Origin of the sequence: Terrabacter sp. NPDC000476 (genome assembly GCF_040300125.1) — a bacterium.
Classification (GTDB): domain Bacteria; phylum Actinomycetota; class Actinomycetes; order Actinomycetales; family Dermatophilaceae; genus Terrabacter.
In genome coordinates this window covers 16,221-39,577 of record NZ_JBEPDF010000004.1, presented here as the reverse complement: position 1 = coordinate 39,577, position 23,357 = coordinate 16,221, and the positions used below count along the sequence as shown (strand labels likewise).

The following is a 23,357-nucleotide window of genomic DNA, read 5'->3' as shown; positions in this document are numbered from 1 at the left end:
CGTAGTCGGCCTCAGGTCGCGCGGCGCGGCCGGTCCGGCACCGGGGCGTTCGCGGCCTCCTCCTCGGCGAGGGCGGCCTGGGCGTGGCTGGGGTCGGCGAGGTCGGGGTGGTGGCTGCGCACGGCGGCGAAGGTCCACAGCTTGTTGAGCACGAACGAGATCGGCGTGACCACGGCGATGACGATGAGCTGGGCCCAGTAGAGGCGGGTGCGGAAGCCGGTGGAGTCGTCGAGCACCGACGTCGGCAGGTGCACCGGGGAGTCGAGGTGCATGAGCAGCGTCAGCAGGACCAGGCCGACCACCTGGCCGAGCAGGCCGACGACGAGGAAGGGCCAGTACTCGCCCCACCAGCGCGCGTGCCGGGTGGTGCGGAACGTCCACGTGCGGTTGAGCTGGAAGTTCCAGAGGTTGGCGACGAGGAAGGCCACGGTCGAGTAGACGTGGTACCAGCGGACGTTGAACTCGGTGCCCGGGAGCCCGACGAGCGCCGCGTCGAAGCTCGGCCCGAGCTTCTTGACGGCGACGAGCGTCAGCAGGTTGACGAGCACGCCCGACGCGCCCACCACCGCGAACCGGAAGAGGAGCACCCAGTTGTGGCGGTGGCGCACGAACAGGAACTCACGCAGGCGCCTCACGCGGGAACCCTACCGCCGCGAGCAGGATGCTCCCTGCGACGTCAATCGGTCTCGCCCTCGGAGAGGAAGAGCGCGAAGCGCGCGGGCTGGGCCTGCACGAGGTCGAGACGGCCGCCGTTCGACTCGGCGAGGTCGCGGGCCAGGGCGAGGCCGAGGCCCGTGCTGCCTCCTGCGCCGCTGCTCACCGAGCGCTCGAAGATGTGCGGTGCCATGGCGGCCGGCACGCCGTCGCCCTCGTCGCTCACCTCGACGATGACCGAGGGGCCCGAGCGGCGGGCGTGGACGTCGACGGTGCCGCGGCCGTGCACGAGGGAGTTCTCGAGGAGGGTCGAGAGCACCTGCGAGAGCGCCACGGGCGTCGAGCGGACGAAGAGGCCGCGCTCGCCCCGCACGCGCACCGACCGGCGGGCCTGCTCGAAGGCGGGCTGCCACTCGCGCTGCAGGGCGGCGATGACCGAGTCGAGGGAGACGGCCGGCGAGGGCCCGCCCGCCCCCCGGGTGCGCCCGAGGAGGTCGTCGACGACGCGGGTGAGCCGCTCGACCTGGGCGATGGCGATGTTCGCCTCCTCCTTGACCACCTCGGCGTCGTCGGTCTCGGAGATCTCCTCGAGCCGCATGAGCAGGGCGGTCAGTGGAGTGCGCAGCTGGTGCGAGGCGTCGGCGGCGAAGTCGCGCTCGGCCGCGAGCGACTTCGTCATGTCGTGCGCGCGGCGGGTCATGACGCCCGAGACGTGGTCGAGCTCGTCGATGTCGGAACGGAGCGGGGTGAGCCGGGCCTCCCCCGCGGCGAAGCGGGTCGCGAGCTGGACGAGCTCCTTCGAGGACCGCTCGACGTGCTGGCGGGTCTGGAGGGTGGCGAAGTAGGCGACGAGGCCGCTCAGCACCCCGACGCCGAGCATGACCGCGCCGAACCGCGCCACTCCGAGCGACGGGTCGGCGAGCAGCCAGTCGCGCACGGCCTCGGGCCGCTGGAGCACGACCCAAGCCACGACCGCGGTCGAGAGCAGCACGAACAGGCCGGCACAGACCGCCGCGACGACGGAGGTCATCCGGTCGAGCAGCCGCCGCACGGTCAGTCGCCCTGGGGTCGTTCGAAGCGGAAGCCGACGCCGCGCACGGTCGCGATGTACTGCGGCGAGGTGGCGTCGTCACCGAGCTTCCGGCGCAGCACCGAGATGTGCATGTCGAGCGTCTTCGTCGAGCCGAACCACGCGGTGTCCCAGATCTCGCGCATCAGCTGCTCGCGGGAGACGACCTTGCCCTGCTCGCGGACGAGCACGCGCAGCAGGTCGAACTCCTTGGCGGTCAGCTGCAGCTCCTCGCCCTTGAACCAGGCGCGCCGGCCGTCGGAGTCGATGCGCACCAGCTCGCCGGAGGCGACGACCTCGGTGGGCGTGCGCCGCAGCAGGGCCCGCACGCGTGCGAGCAGCTCGGCGAGGCGGAACGGCTTCGTGACGTAGTCGTCGGCGCCCGCGTCGAGCCCGACCACGGTGTCGACCTCGTCGGCGCGGGCCGTGAGGATGAGCACGGGGATGGTGCGGCCCTCGGCCCGGATGCGCCGGCACACCTCGAGGCCGTCGATCTTCGGCAGCCCGAGGTCGAGCAGCACGAGGTCCGGGTTCTCCTTCGCGCCGTCGATGGCGGCCTCGCCGTCCTCGCGCACGTCGACGTCGTAGCCCTCGCGCCGCAGCGCGCGCGCCAGCGGCTCGGAGATGGCGGGGTCGTCCTCCGCCAGGAGCACTCGCGTCATGTCACCGTCCTCGTCCAGAGTCGGCGGGAGGCACCGACCGTCGAGAGCCTATCGACATCGGACCGATCCGCACCCCGACCCCCGCACGACACGACGCAACACGCGCCGCCGCAGGGCTCAGCGTCCGGGCCAGACCGGCGTGCGCTTCTCGGCGAAGGCCGCGACCCCCTCGCGCCGGTCGCCCGAGAAGGCCGTGGCCCGCCAGCACGCGTCCTCGATCTCGAGGCCCGCCGCGAGGTCGACGTCGGCGCCGAGGCGCATGGCGCGCTTGGCGCTGCGCAGCCCGACGGGCGAGTGCGCGGCGATCGTCCGGGCCAGCTCGAGCGCCCGGTCGCGGGCCGTGCCGGCCGGCACGACCTCGTCGACGGCGCCGAGCTCGAGGGCCTCGGCCGCGGTGAACCGGGCGGCCGTGAACACGGCGCGGGCTGCGCGCGACCAGCCGACCCGGCGCACGAGCAGCTGGGTGCCCCCGCCGCCGGGGATGACGCCGACGCCCACCTCCGGCAGCCCGACGAGGGCCCCCTCCCCCGCGACGATGAGGTCGCACGAGAGCGCGAGCTCGAAGCCGCCGCCGAGGGCGAAGCCGTCGACGGCCGCCACGACCGGCACCGGGAGCCCCAGCACCCCGCCGTATGCCGCCCGCGCGACCGGGCGCTGCTCCATGAGGTCGGCGTCCGAGAAGGCGTTGCGCTCCTTGAGGTCGGCGCCCACGCAGAAGGCCCGGTCGTGGCTCGAGCTGAGCACGACGCAGGACACCGTCGGGTCGGCGGCGACGGCCGCCGTCGCGGCCGCGATGTCGCGCGCCATGGCCGTCGAGACGGCGTTCATGGCGGCGGGCCGGTCGAGCACGATCTCCGCGACGTGCGCGAGGGCCGGGTGCTCGGTGGCGTCGAAGCGCTCGACCCGCACGAGACCCCCGTGCGGGGTGGCGTCGGCGGGGGCGGGTGACGGCACGGACGACGGCGTCGGCGCTGACGGCATGCGGACGGCTCCTTCGGGGCTCACGCGTCGCGGTGGCGAGGCGGCTGGTGGGTCGGGCTCGGGTCGGGGGTGGTGGGTCGGGCCGGCTGCTGGGTGACGGAGCGCCGCGCGGCCGAGGTCGCGCGGCGCAGCAGCGACGGGGTCACGGGGCCGACGCCGCGCAGGATGCGACGGCGCTGCCCGGTCAGCTCGAAGCCGGAGAGGCTCGCGAGCTCGCGCGCCATCGTCGCGTCGACGAGCACGGTGCCGGCCCCCGCGACGGCGGTGAGCCGGGAGGCCCGGTTGACCGTCGTGCCGAAGACGTCGCCGAGGCGGGAGATGATCGGGCCGCGGGCCATGCCGCAGCGCACGTCCGGCAGCACGTCGTCGTGCGTCATCGTCTCGACGAGGTCGAGGGCGATGGCGGCGGCGGGCGCGGCCCCGACGGTCGTGAAGAGCACCTCGTCGCCCACCGTCTTGATGAGGCGGCCGCCGTGCGCCGTGATGACGTCGGCCGACAGCGCCTCGAAGCGCGACACGAGCCGAGCCAGGTCGCGCTCCGACAACCGCCGCACGAGGGCGGTGAAGTTGACGAGGTCGGCGAAGCCCACCGAACGCATCTTCGTCAGGCCGTACGACTCCGGGTCGGCGTCGGCGAGCATGCGCGCCACCGTCGCCGACAGGTGCCGGCGCCAGGCGTAGACGAGGAGGGGCTCGAGCCGGTCGGTGAGCACCGCGAGCCGGCGGGCGGTCTCGGCCGCGGTCTCGATGCCGGGCACCGAGCGCGACTCGTGCGCGTCGTCGTCGCCCTCGTCGGCGAGCGCGGCGCTCATGTGCGTCTCGACGGCCTCGGCGATGAGCTGCGACTGCCACCCTGCTAGGCGGTCGGCCGAGCGGGCGAACGCCCGGGTCATGGCCAGGGCGGTCGTCTCGTCGAGCAGGCCGTCGCGCACGATGCCGGCGACGGCCGCGAGCGCCTTCTGGTCGGCCTCGGTGAAGAGCTCGTCGTCGGTGTCGACGACGGGGAAGCCGAGGGCGTGCCAGAACTTGCGCGCCGACAGGAGCGAGACCTCGGCCGCACGGCTGACGTCGCGGCGGCGCAGCTCGAGCGGGCGCCCGAGCAGCTGCTCGGTGAAGTCCTCGCTCGGTCGCGCGCCGCCGGGCTCGGCGCCCGTGCTGCCCGTGCTGCCCGGCTCGGTCATGCGCCGATCATGCCAGCCCGGCTCCGGGCGGCCGCACGTGGACGACGTCGCCCGCCGCGAAGGTGCGGCTGCCGCCCGGCGTGCGCACGACGAGCGAGCCGTGGTCGTCGACGGTTACCGCGGTGCCCGACACGAGCCCGCCCTGGGGCAGGTGGACCTGCACCTGCGCCCCGATCGTCGCGCAGGCCGCGCGGTACGCGTCGCGCGCGGGCGCGAGGTCGGCGTCGGCCGACAGCGCGGGGGCGAGGAGGGCGGCGAGGTGGTCGAGGTAGGCGACGACGAGCTCCTCGCGGCGCACGTCCGCCCCGGCCAGGGCGAGCGACGTGGCAGTCGGCACGGGCAGCTCCGCGCGCGTCTGGTCGACGTTGACGCCGGTGCCGACGACGACTACCTGCGCGGGGCGGGAGGTGCCGGCGCCGGTCGTCACGAGCTCGCAGAGGATGCCGCTCAGCTTGCGGTCGCCGTCGTCGGCGAGGAGCACGTCGTTGGGCCACTTGAGCCGCGCCGTGAGCTCGTGGCCCGCGGCGCGCGTCACCTCGCGCACCGCGCGGGTGAGGGCGAGACCGGCGAGCAGCGGCATCCAGCCGACGTGGGCCGCGTCCGTGACGGGCACGGCGGCGCTGACGGCGAGCGAGGCGCGGTCGGGCACCGTCCAGGCCCGGCCGAGGCGCCCACGACCGCCGGTCTGGTGGTCGGTGAGGACGACCCACCAGAGGCCGGGCGCACCACCTGCGGCACCACCTGCGGCACCACCGGCGGGACCGTCGGCGGCCCGCTCGGCCGCGCCGACGGCATACGGCCCCGTCGGCGTCGCGGCCCCGGTGAGGAGGTCACGCAGCCGCGTGTTGGTCGAGCCGAGGGCAGGGTGGAACTCGACCCCGCGCCACGGCCGGTCGGACGTGACCAAGGCCGCACCGACAGTCTCCGAGTCGAGCGAATCGCGCACGTCCACAAGGCTAGAGTGCCGAGCATGGCAACCGAGAACGCCGTGGCGCAGCAGTCGTCCAGCCCGCCGGCCGAGAGCGCCGGACCCGACCTCACGACGACCGCGGGCAAGCTCGCGGACCTCAAGCGGCGGGTCGCGGAGGTGGCCAACGCGGGGTCCGAGCGGGCCGTCGAGAAGCAGCACGCGCGCGGCAAGAAGACCGCCCGCGAGCGCATCGAGATGCTGCTCGACGAGGGCACGTTCATCGAGATGGACAAGTACGCCCGGCACCGCAGCAACAACTTCGGGCAGGAGAGGAACCGCCCGTACGGCGACGGCGTCGTCACCGGCTACGGCATGGTCGACGGCCGCCAGGTCGCCGTCTTCGCCCAGGACTTCACCGTCTTCGGCGGCTCCCTCGGCGAGGTCTTCGGCGAGAAGATCGTCAAGGTCATGGACTTCGCCATGAAGATCGGCTGCCCCGTCATCGGGCTCAACGACTCGGGTGGCGCCCGCATCCAGGAGGGCGTCGTCTCGCTCGGGCTCTACGGCGAGATCTTCTTCCGCAACGTGCGCGCCTCGGGCGTCGTGCCGCAGATCTCCCTCGTCATGGGGCCGTGCGCGGGCGGCGCCGTCTACTCCCCCGCCATCACCGACTTCACCGTCATGGTCGACCAGACCTCGCACATGTTCATCACGGGTCCCGACGTCATCAAGACCGTGACGGGCGAGGACGTCGGCTTCGAGGAGCTGGGTGGCGCGCAGACCCACAACAGCAAGTCGGGCGTCGCGCACTACATGGGCACCGACGAGCAGGACGCCATCGACTACGTCAAGGCGCTGCTCTCCTACCTGCCGAGCAACAACCTCGAGACGCCGCCGGCCTACGGCGACCAGGACGGCGACCTCACCGTCACCGACGACGACCTGTGGCTCGACACGTGCATCCCGGACTCGCCGAACGTGCCCTACGACATGAAGCACGTCATCGAGCACGTCGTCGACGACGGCGAGTTCCTCGAGGTGCAGCCCCTCTTCGCGCCGAACATCATCACCGGCTTCGCGCGCGTCGACGGCATGTCGGTCGGCGTCGTCGCCAACCAGCCGACCCAGCTGGCCGGCTGCCTCGACATCGACGCGTCCGAGAAGGCCGCCCGGTTCGTGCGCACCTGCGACTGCTTCAACGTGCCGGTGCTGACCCTCGTCGACGTGCCGGGCTTCCTGCCCGGCACCGGGCAGGAGTGGGACGGCATCATCCGCCGCGGCGCGAAGCTCATCTACGCGTACGCCGAGGCGACCGTCCCGAAGATCACCGTCATCACCCGCAAGGCCTACGGCGGCGCGTACGACGTCATGGGCAGCAAGCACCTCGGGGCCGACATCAACCTGTCGTGGCCGACCGGGCAGATCGCCGTGATGGGCGCGCAGGGCGCCGTCAACATCCTCTACCGCAAGGAGCTCGCGCAGGTCGCCGACTCCGGCGGCGACGTCGACGCGCGCCGCGCCGAGCTCGTCGCGCACTACGAGGAGACGCTCGCCAACCCCTACATCGCGGCCGAGCGCGGCTACGTCGACACGGTGATCAGCCCCTCGAACACGCGGATGAACGTCACGCGGGCGCTGCGCGCGCTGCGCAACAAGCGCGAGACGCTGCCGCCCAAGAAGCACGGGAACATCCCGCTGTGAGCGCGCAGCCGACCCCGGAGGACGCCCCGCCCTCGATCCGCGTGACCGGTGCCGCCACCGCCGAGGAGGTGGCGGCGCTCGTCGCCGTGCTCTCCGCCCTCGGGGGCGAGCCGGAGGGTGCGCCCGAGCACCGCACCTCGGCGTGGTCCGACCCGTCGTGGCGCCTGCTCGGACCGGGCCGCTCGGGCGGGTGGCGCGCCAGCGGCCTGCCGCGCTGACCGGGGGGTTCCGGACGCCCGACGCGTGCTGCGCATTGGCCGTATGCCGCCGACTCCCCTAACGTCGTACGCCGTGTCCGTCCCCCCGAGCCCCGTCGTGCGACTCGCGCAGCGCTACCTGCTGCGCGAGCGGATCGCCGTCGGCGGCATGGGTGAGGTGCACCTCGCCACCGACGAGCGGCTCGCCCGACCGGTGGCCGTCAAGGTGCTGGGCCCGCGGTTCGCCGACGACCCCGAGGCCGTCGAGCGCTTCCGCCGGGAGGCGCTGACCGCCGCGCGACTCGACCACCCGGCCGTCGCGCAGGTCTACGACTACGGCGTCGAGAGCTGTGACGACGGCCACGACGACGACGGGCCGGGCACCCACTTCCTCGTCATGGAGCACGTGCCCGGGCCCGACCTCGCCCGGGTGCTGCGCGACAAGGGCCGCCTCGGCGTGGCCGAGGCGGTCGACGTCACCGCGCAGGTCTGCGCGGCGCTCGCCGCCGCGCACGACGCGGGCGTCGTGCACCGCGACGTCAAGCCCGGCAACGTCATGCTCACGGCCGAGGGCCGCGTCAAGGTCACCGACTTCGGCATCGCCCGGGTGCGTGGCCTCGCGACCCTGACCGATGCGGGCGCCGTGCTCGGCACGGCCGCCTACCTCTCCCGGAGCAGGTGCGCGGCGAGGCCGTGACGCCGGCCTCCGACCTCTACGCGCTGGGCATCCTGCTCCACCAGATGCTGACCGGTGTCGTGCCGTTCGAGGGCGACACCCCCGTGGTGGTGGCCCTGCGCCACCTCGAGGAGTCGGTGCCGCCCCCGAGCGAGCGGCTGCCCGGCCTGTCGCCGGCCCTCGACGAGGTCGTGCTGCGCGCCACCGCGAAGGACCCGGCCGACCGCTTCCGCGACGCCCGGGAGATGGCGCGCGCGGTGCGCCGTGCGGGTGCGGCAGCGGTGGCGGTCGGCATCGAGCACCCGGCAGCCACGCGCCCCGACGTCTCGCGCCCCGACGTCTCGCGCCCCGACGTCACCGCGGTCACGCTCCCCGTCGCCGGGCGTCACCGCGCCCCACGCCGCACGCTCGGCTCGGGCGCGCTGCGTCGGCCGCGGCCGGCCGTGCTCGCCACCGCCGGCGCGGTGGTCGCCCTCGTCGTCGCGCTCGTCGTCGCCCTCGTCGTGCTCCCCGGCGCCACCCGGCCGGTGGCCTCGGCCCTCCCGGGCACGGGCGCGCCGCCGGCACCCGTCCCGACGCCTGCCCCGACCGGCCGGCCCACCGGCGAACCGACCGGCGAACCGACCGAGGCACCCACGCAGCACGCGGAGCCGCTCGACCCGGGCCCGAGCGCGTCGCCCGCCGACCCGGGCGCCGCGGTGCCGGTGCCGCGCGAGCTCGTCGGCTCCTCCGCCGACGCCGTCGGTCAGGTGCTGCGCGACCTCGGCCTGCGGGAACGACGCGTCGGGGTCCGCTCGAGCGCGCCCCGCGGCCGGGTGCTCTCGCTCTACCCGCGATCGGGCAGCACCGTGCCGCCGGGCTCGACCGTGGTCACCGTCACGAGTCGCGGGACCGGCGACGGCCGGGACGGCGGAGGCGGCTGGCGCGTGCCGGCCTGGGTGGTCGGAGCACCCGGCGCGGTGCTGGCGCGCGGCCTCGAGGGTCGAGGCATCACCGCCATCACCTCGCTCGTGGCGTCCGGGAGCCCCCGGGGCACCGTGCTGGCCACCTATCCCGGGCCCGGGGCCGCCGTGCGCGCGGGGCAGATGGTGCTGCTCACCTCGTCAGGCCAGCGGAGCGCGGACCCATCCCCCGGTCCGTGACGACCCCGGAAATCGACTGGCCACCGCGGGCGGGCCGTGGGATACGTTCGGCGGGTGACTGACACCACCGCGCCCACCACGCGCCCCCAGACCGATGTCGACCGCATCGCGGAGTCCCACTTCGAGGCCGCCGTCGCCCTCAGCCCGATCAACGCGACCTTCCTCGGCGTGCCCGGCGGTGAGGAGGACCTCGACGACCTCTCGCCCGCCGGCAACGCCGCCGCGTCGGAGCTGCGGCGTCGCACGCTCGCGGCCCTCGCTGGCGCGACCCCGAGCGACGACGTCGACCGCGTCACCGTCGACGCGATGACCGAGCGCCTCCAGCTGTCCGAGGACCGCTACGCCGCGGGCCTCGACGAGATGTCGCTCAACGTCCTCGCGTCGCCGCTGCAGGCGGTGCGCGACGTCTTCGACCTCATGCCGCAGCAGACCGAGGAGCAGTGGCGCACGTTCGCCACCCGCATGGGCAAGATCCCGGCGGCGCTCGAGGGCTACCGGGAGTCGCTCCTGCTGGCCCGCGACCGCGGCCAGGTGTCGCCCCGCCGCCAGGTCGAGGCGTGCGCCGAGCAGTCCCGCGAGCTCGTCGCCGACGACGGCTACTTCGCCAACCTCGTCGCGAACGCGACCGTGGGCGACGCCCCGCTCTCCGGTGAGGTCGGGGAGGCGCTGGCTGCGGCCGCGCGGACGGCGGCCACGGCATACGGCGAGATGGCCGACTGGCTCGAGCGCGAGCTGCTGCCGCACGCCCCGGAGGCGGACGCCTGCGGCATCGAGCGCTACCGCCTCGAGTCGCGCTACTTCCTCGGCGCGGCCGTCGACCTCGAGGAGACCTACCGCTGGGGGCAGCAGGAGGTCGCCGACCTGCACGCCCAGATGTCGCAGATCGCCGAGGGCCTGGAGGCCGGCGCGAGCGTGCAGCGGGGCGTCGAGATCCTCGACGCCGACGAGCGCTACCAGCTGCACGGCACCGACGCCCTCAAGGCCTGGATGCAGGAGCGCGCCGACGAGGTCATCGCCGACCTCAAGGACGTGCACTTCGACATCCCCGGGCCGGTGCAGCGCATCGAGTGCATGATCGCCCCGACGCAGACGGGCGGCATCTACTACACGGGCCCGTCCGACGACTTCAGCCGTCCGGGCCGGATGTGGTGGTCGGTGCCGAAGGGCAACACCGAGTTCCGCACCTGGAACGAGCTGTCGACCGTCTACCACGAGGGCGTCCCGGGCCACCACCTCCAGGTCGCCCAGACGGTCTACCGCTCCGAGCTGCTCAACCGCTGGCGCCGGCTCGAGGCCTGGACCTCCGGCCACGGCGAGGGCTGGGCGCTCTACGCCGAGCGGCTCATGGCCGAGCTCGGCTACATGGACGACCCGGGCAACCGCATGGGTTGGCTTGCGGGACAGTCGCTCCGCGCCGCCCGCGTCGTCATCGACATCGGCGTGCACTGCGGCTTCGACGCCCCGGAGGAGGTCGGCGGCGGCGCGTGGGACTACGAGAAGGCCTGGACCTACCTGACCCGCTACGGGTTCATGGACGAGAAGGTGCTGCGCTTCGAGCTCAACCGCTACCTCGGCTGGCCGGGCCAGGCCCCGAGCTACAAGATCGGCGAGCGGCTGTGGCTGCAGCTGCGCGACGAGGTGAAGCGTCGCGAGGGCGACGGCTTCGACCTCAAGGCGTTCCACCGCCGCGCGCTCGACATCGGCGGCGTCGGCCTCGACACGCTGCGCGCCGCCATCCTCGAGGAGATCTAGACCGACGGGTGCAAATCCGGCATAGCGCCCACCGGTGGCGTCCGGGGCACTAGCGTTGGCCCCGGACGCCACCGACCACCGGCTGGCGCCGGACCCTTCGGGAGAAATCGTGCTCAGCCACCGCCCTGCGGTCGGCCGGGCTCAGGGGACGAGGTCGCGCCGAGGAGCGCGCCGTGCCCTGAGCCTGCTCGCCACCGCCGCCGTCACCCTCGGCCTGCTCCCGCTCACGGCCCCGGCCGCGAGCGCGGCCACCTACACGATCACCGGCCGCATCACCGGACTGGCGGCGGACAGGACGGTCGTCGGCGTCGACGCCGCCGTGTCGTTCTACGACGACAACTACGACGACGTCGGCACCGTGACGGTGAACCCCGACGGCACGTACTCTGGCACGTTCTCCTCCCCCGGGCCCTACCGCATCCAGGCCGGCTGCTACGACTTCATGGACTGCGGCGACGAGTGGGGCGTCGAGTGGTACGCGGACAAGGGCTCCTTCGACGACGCCGTCCCCGTGACGGCGGGCACGACGGCCGCCGTCGCCAACATCCGTCTCGACCGGCGCTCGACCATCTCGGGCACGGTGACCGACACCGCAGGGAAGCCGGTCACGGCCGCCGAGGTGAGCGTCACCCCCTCCAGCGGTGGCCAGTCCGTCACGGTCGTCCCGAACGCCGCGGGCGCCTTCACCCTGACCGGCGTCGAGGCGGGACCGAGCAACCTCGGCGCACGGGACACCTCGGGCCAGCAGCTCTACGAGGACGAGTGGTGGAACGGCACGGCCAGCACCCCTGACTACGTCGACTGGTCGGTGCCCGCCGGCACCGCCGTCACCGGCGTCAAGTTCGTGCTCGACCCCTGGACCGGCGTCGTCGTCAAGGTCACCGACTCCGCGGGCAAGCCGCTGCAGAACATCAACTGGAACCTCTACGAGTACCGGCCCGTGGAGAAGGACTGGCTCGGACGGCAGTACGGCCCGCTCCTCACCGGCCCCGACGGCACGTTCTCCGAGCACACCGAGCTCGGCAAGAGGTACCGGGTCTGCGTCTTCGACACCTGGTACCAGGACTGGACGCCCGCAACCCGCTACCAGGACCAGTGCTGGAACGGCGCGGCCACCCTCGAGACCGCGACCGACCTCACCTTCTCGACCCCCAGCAAGCGGTCGCTGACGATGGTGCTGCCGGTCGCCGGCAAGGGCCTCACCGTTCGTGACCCGTTCGTCAGCGGCAACTCGGCGGTCGGCAGCACCCTCACCGTCGACCCCGGCACGTGGGGCCCGAGCGGCGTGGCGCTGTCGTACGAGTGGCTCAAGCCCAACGCCGCCGGCACCGACCTCGTGGCGATCCCGGGAGCCACGGGACGCACCTTCACCCTGACGAGCGACCTCGTCGGGAAGTACGTGACGGCACGGGTGACGGGCTCGCTCTCCGGCTACCGCACCGCCAAGGCCTACTCCAACGCGGTCTTCGTCCAGACGAACGGTGCCACCCTGTCCAGCCCGCTCAAGGTCTCGGGCACCGGCGTCGTCGGCAGCACCCTCAGCGCCTCCCACGGCGCGATCACCCCGAGCGGTGACTGGTCGCCCAGCTACACGTGGGTCGTCGGCGGCGTCGAGCGCGACACGGACTGGGGCGCCATCGCGCCGCTCACCCTGACGAGCGCCATGCTCGGCAAGACGACGAGCCTGCGGATGACGGCATACCTGAACAACGCCACGCTCCAGGTCGCGGCAGCCGGTCCGGTCGTGGTCGCCGGCACGGTCTCAGGGCCCGTCCCCACGGTCACGGGCACCGCCCGCGTGGGGTCCACCCTCACCGCCGCCGCCGGCACGTGGAGCCCCGCGCCGGTCACGCTGGCCTACCAGTGGTACCGCTCGGGCGTCGCCGTCTCCGGCGCCACCCGCTCGACGTACGTCCTGGCGGCAGCCGACCTCGGCAAGACGATGACGGTCCGGGTCACCGGCTCGCGGTCGACCTACGCGAGCACGTCGAAGACGTCGGCCGCCACCGCGGCCGTCGCCGCCGGCGTCCTCACCGCCCCGACGCCCACGATCAGCGGCACCAAGGCCGTCGGCTACACCCTGACCGCCGTCCCCGGCACGTGGGGCCCGACTCCGGTCACGCTGGCCTACCAGTGGTACCGCTCGGGCGCCGCGATCGCCGGCGCTACCGCGAGCACCTACAAGCTCACGACGAGCGACCAGACCAAGACCATCACGGTCAGGGTCACCGGCACGAAGTCGGGCTACACGTCCGCCGCGAAGACGTCGGCGGCGACGACCGCCGTCCTCGGCTCCTTCACGGCGCCGACCCCGACGATCTCGGGCACCAAGCTCGTCGGATCCACGCTCACCGCCCTGCCCGGCACGTGGAGCCCGGCGCCCTCGACGGTGACCTACCAGTGGTACCGCTCGGGCGCGGCCATCTCGGGCGCGACCGCCAAGTCGTACAAGCTGACGACCTACGACAAGGGCAAGCTCATCAAGGTGCGCGTCACCGGCGCGCGCAGCGGCTACCTCACCAGGTCGGTCTACTCCGCGCAGACGACCGCCATCGGCTGAACCCGCGCCCTGGTCCGCACGACGGCGCCGCTCCCACCCGGGGCGGCGCCGTTCCGCGTCCCCGGGCCCCGCCTACGATGGCCGTATGCCGCCGAGCACCGTCCCCGACGCGCCCTCCGTCCCGCTCGTCCTCGCCTCCGCCTCGCCCGCCCGCCTCGCGACCCTGCGGTCGGCGGGCATCGAGCCCGTCGTCGTCGTGAGCGGCGTCGACGAGGACCTCGCCGTGGCCGAGGCCACCGAGCGCTACGGTGTTCTCCAGCCGGCCGACGTCGCGCTGCTGCTGGCCCGGGCCAAGGCCGAGGACGTCGCCGCCCACGTCGACCAGGGCGGCGTGGTGCTCGGCTGCGACTCGGTGCTCGAGCTCGACGGCGAGGTGCACGGCAAACCGGCCGACGCGGCCGAGGCGACCCGACGCTGGCGCCGGATGCGCGGCCGCTCGGGCGTGCTGCACACCGGTCACTGGCTCGTCGACGATCGTGGCGACGGCGGCGCGACGCTCGGCGCGACGGCGTCGACGACCGTCCACTTCGCCGACCTGTCGGACGAGGAGGTCGACGCCTACGTCGCGACGGGTGAGCCCCTCGCCGTGGCCGGCGCCTTCACCATCGACGGCCTCGGTGGTGCGTTCGTCACGGCGGTCGAGGGCGACCACCACAACGTCGTCGGCCTCTCGCTGCCGCTGCTGCGTGAGCTGCTCGCCGACGCCGGCATCGGCTGGTTCGACGTCGTCGGCGGGGTCGGTCAGGGGTAGAGGTCGTCGGTGAGGTTCTCGATGACGAGGTAGTGCTCGGTCCACCACCACATCAGCGCGGCGCCGACGACGACGATCGCGACCAGCGCCCAGTAGCGGTAGCGCGCCCACCAGCGCAGCTTGAGGAACCACGCGATGACGAGCGTCATCGGGAAGGCGAGCAGCGCGTAGCGCACGCGGCTCGGCGTCGTGCTCGTCACGAGGATGATGTATGCCGGGTACGCCCCCGCCCAGCCCCAGATCTCCGGGCCCCAGCGCCACGAGTGCTTCGAGAGCATGAACCACGCGAAGGCGGCGACGCCGAGCACCCCGGCGACCTGGGCGAGCACGCCGCCGTAGTCGTTGAGCAGGTTCCACCAGAGGTAGAGCTTGATCTTCGTCTCGATGTTCCAGGCGAGCATCGTGTCGTTGTAGGCGTTGGGCGTGTCGGTCGCGATCGAGACGATCGTCGGCCAGAGCCAGGTCAACGCCCCCGCGTAGGCCGCGAGCGCCGCCATCCCGATCCGGAACCGGGTCGGGTGCGTGCCCTCGTCGCCCTGGCGCCAACGCACGACCGCGTGGGCGATGATGACCGGCACCATGGCGATGACGACGTTGCGGCTCAGCGAGAGCACGAGCAGCGCGACGGCCACCCAGACGTAGCGCCGACCGCGCAGCAACCAGAGCACGGTGACGACCCCGAGCAAGGCGGTCGACTCGGTGTAGGACGCGGAGAAGGCCGGCGAGGCGATGAAGAAGCACGTCGCGACGACGGCGACGATGGCCTCCCACCGCCCGACGGCCTGGTCGACGAGCTTGAAGAGCAGGTGCATGGCCGCGAACCCGATGGCGGTCGAGAGCAGCGGCGCGACGAGCGCGAAGGGCAGGCCGGTGACCGTCATGATCAGGCCGACCGACATCGGGAACACCGGGAAGAACGCCCACGGGTTCATGTCGATGCCGCCCCAGCCGACCCGGGGCAGCACCGCCGGGTAGCCCTGCTCGGCGATGACGCGATACCACTGCCCGTCCCAGCCGGTCATGACGGCGAGGTAGCCGGGGTCGGCGGGCGTCGGGTAGAAGATGCGGATGTTCGCCGTGCCGATCGGCAGCGGGATCTGGAAGCGCGACAGGTACGTCGCGGCCACCCAGACGACGAGCCGCGACACGGCGTAGACCGCGAACGGGAACCAGACGGGGAAACGCCGCCAGAAGGGGGTGCGCGCCTCCAGCTCCCGGTCGGGGTGCTCGAGGCGGTGACCGAGACGCGGCTCAGACCGGCGGGACGGAGCGTCGGCGCTCGCTGAAGTGACGGTCACGCCGGGAAGCATAAGCCAGACGGTGCACGAGGTCCGAGCGCAGCTCATCCGCCTCGATGACGGAGTCGAGCACGAGGTCGGCGGCGAGCCGTTCGATGTCGACGTCCTCCTCGTACTCGCGGCGGCGGGCGGCGACGAACTCCGCCTGCTCCTGCGGGTCCGAGATCTCGGCGATCTTGTTCGCGTAGACCGCGTTCACCGCGGCCTCGGGACCCATCACGGCGATCCGGGCGGTCGGCAGCGCGATCGTCGCGTCGGGCCCGAAGCCCGGTCCCCCCATGGCGTAGAGGCCCGCGCCGTAGGCCTTGCGGACGACGACGCAGAACTGCGGCACGGTGGCCGACGACACCGCGCTGACCATCTTGGCGCCGTGCCGGATGATGCCGCCGCGCTCGACCTCCGAGCCGATCATGAAGCCCGGCACGTCGGCGAGGTAGACGAGCGGGATGCCGAAGGCGTCGCACAGCCAGATGAAGCGGGCGGCCTTGTCGGCGCTGTCGGTGAAGAGCACGCCGCCCTTGACCATGGAGTTGTTGGCGACGATGCCGACGCTGTGGCCGTCGAGACGGCCGAAGCCGATGACGAGCTCACCGGCCCAGAGCGGCTTGAGCTCGAAGAAGGAGTCCTCGTCGACGAGCCCCTCGATGACGTCGTGGATGTCGAAGGGCACCGACTCCCGCTCGGGCACCGTCTCGCGCGTCAGCGGCACGGCCGGTGCCTCCGCCTCGTAGGTCGGGGGCTGGTCGCGCCAGCTGCCGGGCACGTAGGAGAAGTAGAGCTTGGCGAGCTCGATGGCCTCGGCGTCGTCGTGGGCGAGGAGGTCACCGACTCCCGAGACGGTGCAGTGCATGCGGGCACCGCCCATCTCCTCGAGCGACACCTTCTCGCCGACGACCATCTCGGCCATCCGGGGACTGCCGAGGTACATCGAGGCGTTGCCCTCGACCATGATGATGAGGTCGCAGAAGCTGGGGATGTAGGCCCCACCCGCGGCGCTCGGCCCGAACAGGCAGCAGATCTGCGGCACCTTGCCCGAGAGGGCGACCTGGTTGTGGAAGATGCGGCCCGCGCCACGGCGGCCCGGGAACATCTCGACCTGGTCGGTGATCCGGGCCCCCGCCGAGTCGACGAACCAGAAGACCGGCAGCTCCTCGCGCAGCGCCATCTCGGTCGCCCGCACGATCTTCTCCACCGTTCGGGCGCCCCACGAGCCGGCCTTGACCGTCGGGTCGTTGGCGATGACGATCGCGGGACGGCCGTCGACGGTCCCCCGCCCGGTCACGACGCCGTCGGCCGGCAGCCCGGCCGCGAGCGCGTTCGCGTAGCGGCCGTCCTCGACGAAGCTGCCCTCGTCGAAGAGGAGCGCGATGCGGTCGCGGACGTAGATCTTGCCCTGGGCGTCGAGCTTGGCCTGCGCCTTCTCGGGCGCGCTGGCGGACGCGGCGTGCGCGGCCCCGAGGCGGGCACGGACGTCGGCGACGCGCGGGTCGGCGTGCGGGTTCGTCGCGTCGTCCATCCCGGCATTCGTCTCGGCGCTCATGCCGGCAGGCCCAGTCCCCGGGCGATGAGCATGCGCTGCACCTCGGAGGTGCCCTCGCCGATCTCGAGGATCTTCGCGTCCCGGTAGAAGCGGGCCACGGGGTACTCCTCCATGAAGCCGTTGCCACCGAAGACCTGGGTCGCGATGCGCGTCGCGGTGACGGCGGCCTCCGTCGAGTGCAGCTTGGCGATGGCGGCCGCCTGCTTGACCTCCTTGACCGAACGCCGACCGGCGTGCAGCTCGTCCTTGAGCCACGCGGCCTTGTACGTGAGCAGGCGCGCACCCTCGACCATGACGGCGAGGTCCGCGAGCTGGAAGGAGACGCCCTGGTTGACGCCGATGGGGCGCCCGAACGCGATGCGCGTCTTCGCGTAGTCGGTGGCGAGCTCGAGGCAGGCCTGTGCGCAGCCGACGGCGAGCGCCGAGATGGCGATGCGGCCGTCGTCGAGGGTCTTGAGGAACTGCTTGAAGCCCTGGTCCTCCTCGCCGAGGAGGTGGTCGGCCGGCACGCGGCAGCCCTCGAAGGTGAGGCCGTGGGTGTCGGAGACGTGCCAGCCGAGCTTGTGGTACGCCGGCTCGACGACGAAGCCGGGCGTGCCCGAGGGGACCATGACGGCCGAGATCTGCGCCGAACCGTCGGCGTTCGTGCCGGTGCGGGCCGTCACGGTGACGACCGAGGTGATGTCGGTGCCCGAGTTGGTGATGAACGACTTGGCACCGCTGACGACCCACTCGTCGCCGTCGCGCACGGCCCTGGTGCGCGTCGCGCCGGCGTCCGAGCCCGCCTCGGGCTCGGTGAGGCCGAAGCCGGCAAGGGCGCGGCCGGCCACGAGGTCGGGCAGGAAGCGCTGCTTCTGCTCCTCCGTGCCGTACGTGAGGATCGGGTTGATGCCGAGACCGACCCCCGCCGACAGCGTGATCCCGATCGACTGGTCGACGCGGCCGAGCTCCTCGATGGCCACGCAGAGGCTCGTGAAGTCGCCGGCGTCACCGGCGCCTCCGTACTCCTCCGGCACGACGAGGCCGAAGAGGCCGAGGTCGCCCATCTTGGGCACGAGGTCGGTGGGGAAGTACGAGGCGGCGTCCCACTTGGCGATGTGCGGTGCGACCTCCTTCTCGGCGAAGTCGCGGACGACCATGCGGAAGTCCTCGTGGTCCTGGCTGAGCTCGAACATCGCTGTTCTCCTGGAGAAGGTCGGACGCCATCACGCGCTCGTGACGCGTGCTTGACGTTGACGTCAACGTAAAGCACTATCGGGTCCATGACAAGTGCGCCGACGACGTGGACCATCGCGCAGGTGGCCGAGGAGTTCGGCGTCACCCACCGCACGGTCCGCCACTACGAGGACCTCGGCCTCATCTCCCCCGAGCGACTGGGCACCCAGCGCGTCTACCACCGCCGCGACCGCACCCGCCTCGGGCTCATCCTGCGCGGCAAGCGACTCGGCTTCCCGCTCGAGCAGATCCGCACGATCATCGACCTCTTCGACGCGCCGCGTGGACGCCGCACGCAGCTCGAGTACGTGCTCGGCCAGATCGACGAGCGCCGTGAGGACCTCGAGCAGCGCCTGCGCGACATCCAGGACGCCATCGCCGAGCTCGGCGAGTTCGAGCGGCGCTGCCGCGAGGACCTCGACAAGCTGGCCTGACGACGCGCGTGACACGATGGGGCGCATGAGCGCTGAAGAGAAGATCGCGGCCTACGCCCACCCCGAGCGCCTCGTCACGACCGAGTGGCTCGCCGAGCAGATCGCCGCCGGGGCCGTCGGCGGACCCGACGGCATCGTCGTGCTCGAGTCCGACGAGGACGTGCTCCTCTACGCCACCGGCCACGTCCCTGGGGCCCTCAAGATCGACTGGCACGTCGACCTCAACGACCCGGTGACCCGTGACTACGTCGACGGCGCCCGTTTCGCCGAGGTGATGGGCTCGCGCGGCATCGGCCGCGACACGACCGTCGTCATCTACGGCGACAAGAGCAACTGGTGGGCGGCCTACGCCCTGTGGGTCTTCAGCCTCTTCGGGCACGAGGACGTGCGCCTGCTCGACGGCGGGCGCGCGAAGTGGGTGTCCGAGGGCCGCGAGCTGACCCGCGACGTCCCCACGCCGACCCCTGTCGACTACCCCGTCGCCGAGCGCGACGACGCCCCGATCCGCGCCTTCAAGGACGACGTGCTCGCCCACCTCGGCAAGCCCCTCGTCGACGTGCGCTCCCCCGGTGAGTTCTCGGGCGAGCTGCTGCACATGCCCGACTACCCCCAGGAGGGCGCGATGCGCGGCGGGCACATCCCCGGCGCGAAGTCGGTGCCCTGGGCCCGGGCCGCCGCCGACGACGGCACCTTCCGCTCGCGCGAGGAGCTCGAGGCCATCTACCTCACGGAGCAGGGCCTCGCCCCGACCGACGACGTCGTCGCCTACTGCCGCATCGGCGAGCGGTCGTCGCACACGTGGTTCGTGCTGACCCACCTGCTCGGCTTCGAGGCCGTGCGCAACTACGACGGCTCGTGGACCGAGTGGGGCAACTCCGTGCGCGTCCCGATCGAGAAGTGAGTCGGCGGTCCCCGTGAGCGACACGCCCCTTCCCCCGTCCCTGGCCGAGATCGCCGAGGACTTCCGGTCCGCGAGCAACGACCTCAAGCTCCAGCTGCTGCTCGAGTTCAGCGACGAGCTGCCCGGACTCCCGGAGCGCTACGTCGGTCACCTCGACCAGCTCGAGCGCGTCGACGAGTGCCAGTCACCGCTCTTCCTCACCGTCGAGGTCGACGACGGCGACGCCCTCGACGCGCGCGCCGTCCACCTCTTCTTCGACGCACCCGCCGAGGCGCCCACGACCCGCGGCTTCGCCGGCATCCTGCACGAGGGTCTCGACGGACTCACGGCGGCCGAGGTGCTCGCCGTCCCCGACGACGCGCCCATGCGCTTCGGCCTCGCCGAGGCCGTCTCGCCGCTGCGCATGCGCGGCATGGTCGCCATGCTCGCCCGCATCAAGCGCCAGGTCCGCGCCAGGACCGCCACCGCCTGACGTTGTCCCCCGCTCGCTACGTCACTGACCCGGAAAACGGGTCACTGACGTAGCCGCTGACCCCCCTCCGCGGAGGACCGATACGTCACTGACCCGGGTTGCGGGTCAGTGACGTATCGGCCGGAGGCCACTGCTGTCCACAGGCGGCGACCCTACCGGCCGTCGGGTGTCGGAGGTCGCTGCCATCGTCAGCCCATGGACGCCGAGGACGCGCAGCTCGACTGGTCGGACCACTCGCTGGCCGGGAGGTTCGTGGTCCGCGTGCGACGCCTGGCCGACCTCAGCCAGCGCGACCTCGGTCGCCGGGTCGGGTCCTCCCAGTCGGCCATCGGCCGGCTCGAGCAGGGGGTCACGCGGGTCGACCTCGAGTCCTTCGCCTCCGTGCTGGCCCTCGCGGGGCTCCGGCTCGTGGTCGTCGACGGGAACGGCCGGTCGGTGCGGCCGGTGCCGGCCGACGCGGTCCGCGACAACCAGGGCCGGCGGTTCCCGGCGCACCTCGACGTGGCGCCGCCGGACGAGGTGCCCCGCGAGCGCTGGGCCTTCCCGCGCTACGACCGCGAGCCGGCGCGGGGGTGGTACCGCCACCGGGCGCGACGGGACGCGCCCTCCCGCACCGCTCGCGCGGGGGCCGCAGACTCCTCGTCGGTCGCTGGGCGGGAACGGCCGGTCGACCACCCGACCGAGGCGCAGCTCGCGCTGCGCCGCCGGTCGATGCGCGGTCCGCAGCCACGTGTGTCGGCGGCGCCGGGCCCCGACATCGAGTGCTGGTGCCCGGACGCGTGCTTCGAGGAGCTCTGCCTGCCCGAGTGCGAGTGCCAGTGCGAGCCGCGCCGGGGACTGCACGCCATGCGGCGACCGTCAGTTGACGGGGCCGCCGCCGCCGAGGTCGTCGGTGTCGCGGAAGTAGGTCTTCTTGGCGCGGAGACCACGGTTGGCCAGCCAGGTGAGCGCCCAGAGCACGACGCCGAGGGCGAGCAGCCCGCCACCGATCCGGTAGTGCTCCGCGGGTCGGCCCGACAGCGGCAGGACGAGGAAGAAGCAGGCGACGGCGCCGACGACGGGCAGCGCGGAGGGCGTGACGAAGTGGTCGCCCTTCTGCGGGTCGCGTCGGAGCACGAGCACGACGACGTTGACGATCGTGAAGACGCCGAGCAGCAGCAGCGACGTGGTGCCACCGAGGGCCGAGACGGCGTCCTCGCTGGCGCCGGAGACGTAGGCGATGAGCCCGAAGGCGAGCAGCGTCGTGAAGACGATGGCGGCCCAGGGGGTGCGGCGTCGCGGGTGCACCCGCCCGAGGAACTGCGGCAGCACCTCCTGACGACTCATCCCGTAGAGGAGGCGTGAGGCCATCAGCATGTTGATGAGCGCCGAGTTCGCGACGGCGAACATCGAGATGAACGGCAGCAGGTCCTTGATGGGCACCCCCGGCGCGGCCCGCTCGACGACCGTCACGAGCGGGGTGTCGCTCGCCGCGAGGTCCCCGACGGGCACGATCGCGACCGCGCACAGCGACACGAGCACGTAGATGACGCCGGTGATCCCGATGCCGGTGATCATCATCCGCGGGAAGGTGCGCACCGGGTCCTTCGTCTCCTCGGCCATGTTGACCGAGTCCTCGAAGCCGACCATGGCGAAGAACGCGAGCGACGTGGCGGCGGTGACGGCGAAGAAGGTCGACTTGTCGCTCGGCGACTCGAAGATCATCGTCCGCGAGAAGTCACCCTTGCCGGCGAAGATCGCGAAGAAGCCGACGAAGATGACGAGCAGCAGTCCGGAGAGCTCGACGAGCGTCAGCACGATGTTGGCCTTGACGCTCTCGCCCACCCCGCGGAGGTTGACGAGCGCCACGAGTGCCATGAACGCGAGGGCGATGCCCATGATCAGGGTCGCGTTGCCGTCGTCGAGCCCGAAGCCCTTGGCGAGGTTCGACGCGAACGCCCGCGACGCGGTCGAGGCCGACGTGATGCCGGAGCACATGACGGTGAAGGCGACGATGAACGTCAGGAAGTGGATGCCGAACGCCTTGTGCGTGTAGAGCGCCGCACCCGCGGCCTGCGGGTACTTCGTGACGAGCTCGAGGTAGCTGAAGGCCGTCACCATCGCGATGGCGAAGGCCACGATGAACGGCGCCCACGCCGCTCCGCCCACCTCGGCGGCGACGTCACCCGTCAGGGCGTAGACGCCGGTCCCGAGGATGTCGCCGACGATGAAGAGCAGGAGCAGCCCCGGCCCCATGACCCTCTTCAGCTCGCCGCTCTCGGCCGTCCCCTGTGCCTCTGCAACCTGTGACATGGCCCCACCCTGTCCCACAACGGATCCCGCGGCAACGGGTGGCAGGGGTTGCGACGGCGGCCCCCCGCGCCGGCATCAGCCTCCGACGCGGGTGCGCACCTCGTACAGCTCCGGGAAGAACGTGAGGTCGAGCGCGCGCCGCAGGAAGTCCACGCCGGTCGAGCCACCGGTACCCGTCTTCTGCCCGATGGTGCGCTGCACGACCTGCAGGTGGCGGAAGCGCCACTGCTGGAAGTTGTCCTCGAGGTCGACGAGCTCCTCGCACGTCTCGTAGACGCCCCAGTGCTCGGCCGGCTCGGCGTAGACACCGGCGAAGACGTCGACGAGACCGTCGTGGAGGCGGTAGGGCTGGCTCCAGTCACGGTCGAGCAACTCGGCCGGGACGGCATACCCCCGCCGGGCGAGGTAGGCGAGGAACTCGTCGTAGAGACTCGGTTCGCGCAGCAGCCCGTCGAGCGCGGACCGGGCGCCGTCGTCGTGCGAGAAGACGGCCACCATGTCGGCGTTCTTGTTGCCGAGGAGGAACTCGACCTCGCGGTACTGGGCGGACTGGAAGCCCGAGCTCGCGGCGAGGAAGGGCCGGATCTGGGCGTACTCGCTCGGGGTGAGCGTCGCGAGGACCGACCACTGGTCGGTGAGGGTGTGCTGGATGTGCTTGACGCGGGCCAGGCGCTTGAGGGCAGGAGCCAGCTCGTCGTCCTTGAGCAGGCTTCGGGCAGAACGCAGCTCGTGGATCAGCAGCTTGAGCCAGAGCTCCGAGGTCTGGTGCTGGATGATGAAGAGCAGCTCGTCGTGCTGAGCCGGTTCGCTGAGCGGCCGTTGCGCGCTCAGCAGCGTGTCGAGCTGGAGGTAGTCGCCGTAGGACATCTTGCGCGTGAAGTCGCGCTGGATGCCCTCCTCGAGGTCGCGCCTGCTGCGCCGGTCGTCCGTGGCCATGGCTGCGATCCTAGGGTCACGGCCACGGCCACG

General features: G+C 72.5%; 21 protein-coding genes and 1 pseudogene. 11 read left to right on the top strand and 11 right to left on the bottom strand.

Translation table 11 applies throughout. The features are described 5' to 3' along the window. Window positions 1–11: 11 nt before the first annotated feature. The 6 genes from ABT295_RS19060 to ABT295_RS19035 form a co-directional block, all read right to left on the bottom strand. Window positions 12–635 (bottom strand): GtrA family protein, encoded by a 624-nt coding sequence (locus tag ABT295_RS19060; RefSeq protein ID WP_352395988.1) that lies wholly within the window; start codon window positions 633–635, stop codon window positions 12–14. A gap of 41 nt (window positions 636–676) precedes the next feature. Next, window positions 677–1,684, bottom strand: coding sequence for a sensor histidine kinase (locus ABT295_RS19055; RefSeq protein ID WP_352395987.1), 1,008 nt, complete (start codon window positions 1,682–1,684; stop codon window positions 677–679). Between the two features lie 23 nt (window positions 1,685–1,707). Further along, window positions 1,708–2,385, bottom strand: coding sequence for a response regulator transcription factor (locus ABT295_RS19050; RefSeq protein ID WP_345508673.1), 678 nt, complete (start codon window positions 2,383–2,385; stop codon window positions 1,708–1,710). Window positions 2,386–2,502: 117 nt separating this feature from the next. Further along, a complete protein-coding gene (locus ABT295_RS19045) occupies window positions 2,503–3,366 on the bottom strand; it encodes an enoyl-CoA hydratase/isomerase family protein (protein WP_352395986.1) in 864 nt (287 codons plus the stop codon). A gap of 20 nt (window positions 3,367–3,386) precedes the next feature. After that, on the bottom strand, window positions 3,387–4,547 hold the full coding sequence (locus ABT295_RS19040) for an adenylate/guanylate cyclase domain-containing protein (protein WP_352395985.1): 1,161 nt from the start codon (window positions 4,545–4,547) through the stop codon (window positions 3,387–3,389). 7 nt (window positions 4,548–4,554) lie between these two features. Continuing rightward, complete coding sequence (locus tag ABT295_RS19035) at window positions 4,555–5,493, bottom strand: biotin--[acetyl-CoA-carboxylase] ligase (protein ID WP_352395984.1); 939 nt, start codon at window positions 5,491–5,493, stop codon at window positions 4,555–4,557. A 24-nt stretch (window positions 5,494–5,517) separates the two neighbouring features. Between ABT295_RS19035 and ABT295_RS19030 the strand changes: the two genes are divergently transcribed. From ABT295_RS19030 to ABT295_RS19000, 7 genes are all read left to right on the top strand, one after another. Continuing rightward, window positions 5,518–7,158, top strand: coding sequence for an acyl-CoA carboxylase subunit beta (locus tag ABT295_RS19030; protein ID WP_352395983.1), 1,641 nt, complete (start codon window positions 5,518–5,520; stop codon window positions 7,156–7,158). Next, a complete protein-coding gene (locus ABT295_RS19025) occupies window positions 7,155–7,376 on the top strand; it encodes an acyl-CoA carboxylase subunit epsilon (protein ID WP_352395982.1) in 222 nt (73 codons plus the stop codon). Before ABT295_RS19030 ends, ABT295_RS19025 begins: the two co-directional genes overlap by 4 nt. A gap of 73 nt (window positions 7,377–7,449) precedes the next feature. Next, window positions 7,450–8,052, top strand: a complete 603-nt coding sequence (locus ABT295_RS19020; RefSeq protein ID WP_352395981.1) for a protein kinase domain-containing protein — start codon at window positions 7,450–7,452, stop codon at window positions 8,050–8,052. Then, on the top strand, window positions 8,049–9,173 hold the full coding sequence (locus ABT295_RS19015; RefSeq protein ID WP_352395980.1) for a PASTA domain-containing protein: 1,125 nt from the start codon (window positions 8,049–8,051) through the stop codon (window positions 9,171–9,173). Before ABT295_RS19020 ends, ABT295_RS19015 begins: the two co-directional genes overlap by 4 nt. 54 nt (window positions 9,174–9,227) lie before the next feature. Next, window positions 9,228–10,925 (top strand): DUF885 domain-containing protein, encoded by a 1,698-nt coding sequence (locus ABT295_RS19010; protein WP_352395979.1) that lies wholly within the window; start codon window positions 9,228–9,230, stop codon window positions 10,923–10,925. Window positions 10,926–11,034: 109 nt separating this feature from the next. Beyond that, window positions 11,035–13,485 carry a carboxypeptidase regulatory-like domain-containing protein gene (locus tag ABT295_RS19005; RefSeq protein WP_352395978.1) on the top strand — a complete coding sequence of 817 codons (2,451 nt, stop codon included), beginning with the start codon at window positions 11,035–11,037 and terminating at the stop codon, window positions 13,483–13,485. An 85-nt stretch (window positions 13,486–13,570) separates the two neighbouring features. Further along, the gene (locus tag ABT295_RS19000; protein ID WP_352395977.1) at window positions 13,571–14,236 is read left to right on the top strand and encodes a Maf family protein; all 666 of its coding nucleotides are present in this window, start codon (window positions 13,571–13,573) and stop codon (window positions 14,234–14,236) included. On the opposite strand, the gene ABT295_RS18995 is transcribed toward ABT295_RS19000, so the two are convergent. The 3 genes from ABT295_RS18995 to ABT295_RS18985 are packed head-to-tail and all read right to left on the bottom strand — an operon-like array spanning window position 14,227 to window position 18,249. Continuing rightward, window positions 14,227–15,534, bottom strand: coding sequence for a hypothetical protein (locus tag ABT295_RS18995; RefSeq protein ID WP_352395976.1), 1,308 nt, complete (start codon window positions 15,532–15,534; stop codon window positions 14,227–14,229). The genes ABT295_RS19000 and ABT295_RS18995 overlap by 10 nt on opposite strands. Beyond that, window positions 15,488–17,074, bottom strand: coding sequence for an acyl-CoA carboxylase subunit beta (locus ABT295_RS18990; protein WP_352395975.1), 1,587 nt, complete (start codon window positions 17,072–17,074; stop codon window positions 15,488–15,490). Before ABT295_RS18990 ends, ABT295_RS18995 begins: the two co-directional genes overlap by 47 nt. After that, window positions 17,071–18,249: an acyl-CoA dehydrogenase family protein gene (locus tag ABT295_RS18985; protein ID WP_352395974.1), complete on the bottom strand. Its 1,179-nt coding sequence runs from the start codon at window positions 18,247–18,249 to the stop codon at window positions 17,071–17,073. The genes ABT295_RS18990 and ABT295_RS18985 overlap by 4 nt, the downstream gene beginning before the upstream one ends. An 87-nt stretch (window positions 18,250–18,336) precedes the next feature. On the opposite strand from ABT295_RS18985, the gene ABT295_RS18980 reads away from it, so the two are divergent. The 4 genes and pseudogenes from ABT295_RS18980 to ABT295_RS18965 all read left to right on the top strand — a co-directional run. Further along, window positions 18,337–18,723: a MerR family transcriptional regulator gene (locus ABT295_RS18980; RefSeq protein WP_352395973.1), complete on the top strand. Its 387-nt coding sequence runs from the start codon at window positions 18,337–18,339 to the stop codon at window positions 18,721–18,723. A 25-nt stretch (window positions 18,724–18,748) separates the two neighbouring features. Further along, on the top strand, window positions 18,749–19,624 hold the full coding sequence (locus tag ABT295_RS18975) for a sulfurtransferase (protein ID WP_352395972.1): 876 nt from the start codon (window positions 18,749–18,751) through the stop codon (window positions 19,622–19,624). A gap of 13 nt (window positions 19,625–19,637) precedes the next feature. Continuing rightward, on the top strand, window positions 19,638–20,096 hold the full coding sequence (locus tag ABT295_RS18970; protein ID WP_352395971.1) for a SufE family protein: 459 nt from the start codon (window positions 19,638–19,640) through the stop codon (window positions 20,094–20,096). Window positions 20,097–20,291: 195 nt separating this feature from the next. Then, window positions 20,292–20,459: pseudogene (locus ABT295_RS18965) on the top strand (helix-turn-helix domain-containing protein); the annotation flags it as partial. Window positions 20,460–20,954: 495 nt separating this feature from the next. On the opposite strand, the gene ABT295_RS18960 reads toward ABT295_RS18965, so the two are convergent. Then, window positions 20,955–22,388, bottom strand: a complete 1,434-nt coding sequence (locus ABT295_RS18960; RefSeq protein ID WP_352395970.1) for an APC family permease — start codon at window positions 22,386–22,388, stop codon at window positions 20,955–20,957. A 75-nt stretch (window positions 22,389–22,463) separates the two neighbouring features. Beyond that, window positions 22,464–23,324 (bottom strand): tryptophan 2,3-dioxygenase, encoded by an 861-nt coding sequence (locus tag ABT295_RS18955; protein WP_352395969.1) that lies wholly within the window; start codon window positions 23,322–23,324, stop codon window positions 22,464–22,466. Window positions 23,325–23,357 lie beyond the last annotated feature (33 nt).

Bases quoted from the DNA above. Each gene is read 5' to 3' on its own strand.
- ABT295_RS19055 (WP_352395987.1), bottom strand. From the start codon at position 1,684: ATGACCTCCGTCGTCGCGGCGGTCTGTGCCGGCCTGTTCGTGCTGCTC.
- ABT295_RS19050 (WP_345508673.1), bottom strand. From the start codon at position 2,385: ATGACGCGAGTGCTCCTGGCGGAGGACGACCCCGCCATCTCCGAGCCG.
- ABT295_RS19045 (WP_352395986.1), bottom strand. From the start codon at position 3,366: ATGCCGTCAGCGCCGACGCCGTCGTCCGTGCCGTCACCCGCCCCCGCC.
- ABT295_RS19040 (WP_352395985.1), bottom strand. From the start codon at position 4,547: ATGACCGAGCCGGGCAGCACGGGCAGCACGGGCGCCGAGCCCGGCGGC.
- ABT295_RS19030 (WP_352395983.1), top strand. From the start codon at position 5,518: ATGGCAACCGAGAACGCCGTGGCGCAGCAGTCGTCCAGCCCGCCGGCC.
- ABT295_RS19000 (WP_352395977.1), top strand. From the start codon at position 13,571: ATGCCGCCGAGCACCGTCCCCGACGCGCCCTCCGTCCCGCTCGTCCTC.
- ABT295_RS18990 (WP_352395975.1), bottom strand. From the start codon at position 17,074: ATGAGCGCCGAGACGAATGCCGGGATGGACGACGCGACGAACCCGCAC.
- ABT295_RS18985 (WP_352395974.1), bottom strand. From the start codon at position 18,249: ATGTTCGAGCTCAGCCAGGACCACGAGGACTTCCGCATGGTCGTCCGC.
- ABT295_RS18980 (WP_352395973.1), top strand. From the start codon at position 18,337: ATGACAAGTGCGCCGACGACGTGGACCATCGCGCAGGTGGCCGAGGAG.
- ABT295_RS18975 (WP_352395972.1), top strand. From the start codon at position 18,749: ATGAGCGCTGAAGAGAAGATCGCGGCCTACGCCCACCCCGAGCGCCTC.
- ABT295_RS18960 (WP_352395970.1), bottom strand. From the start codon at position 22,388: ATGTCACAGGTTGCAGAGGCACAGGGGACGGCCGAGAGCGGCGAGCTG.
- ABT295_RS18955 (WP_352395969.1), bottom strand. From the start codon at position 23,324: ATGGCCACGGACGACCGGCGCAGCAGGCGCGACCTCGAGGAGGGCATC.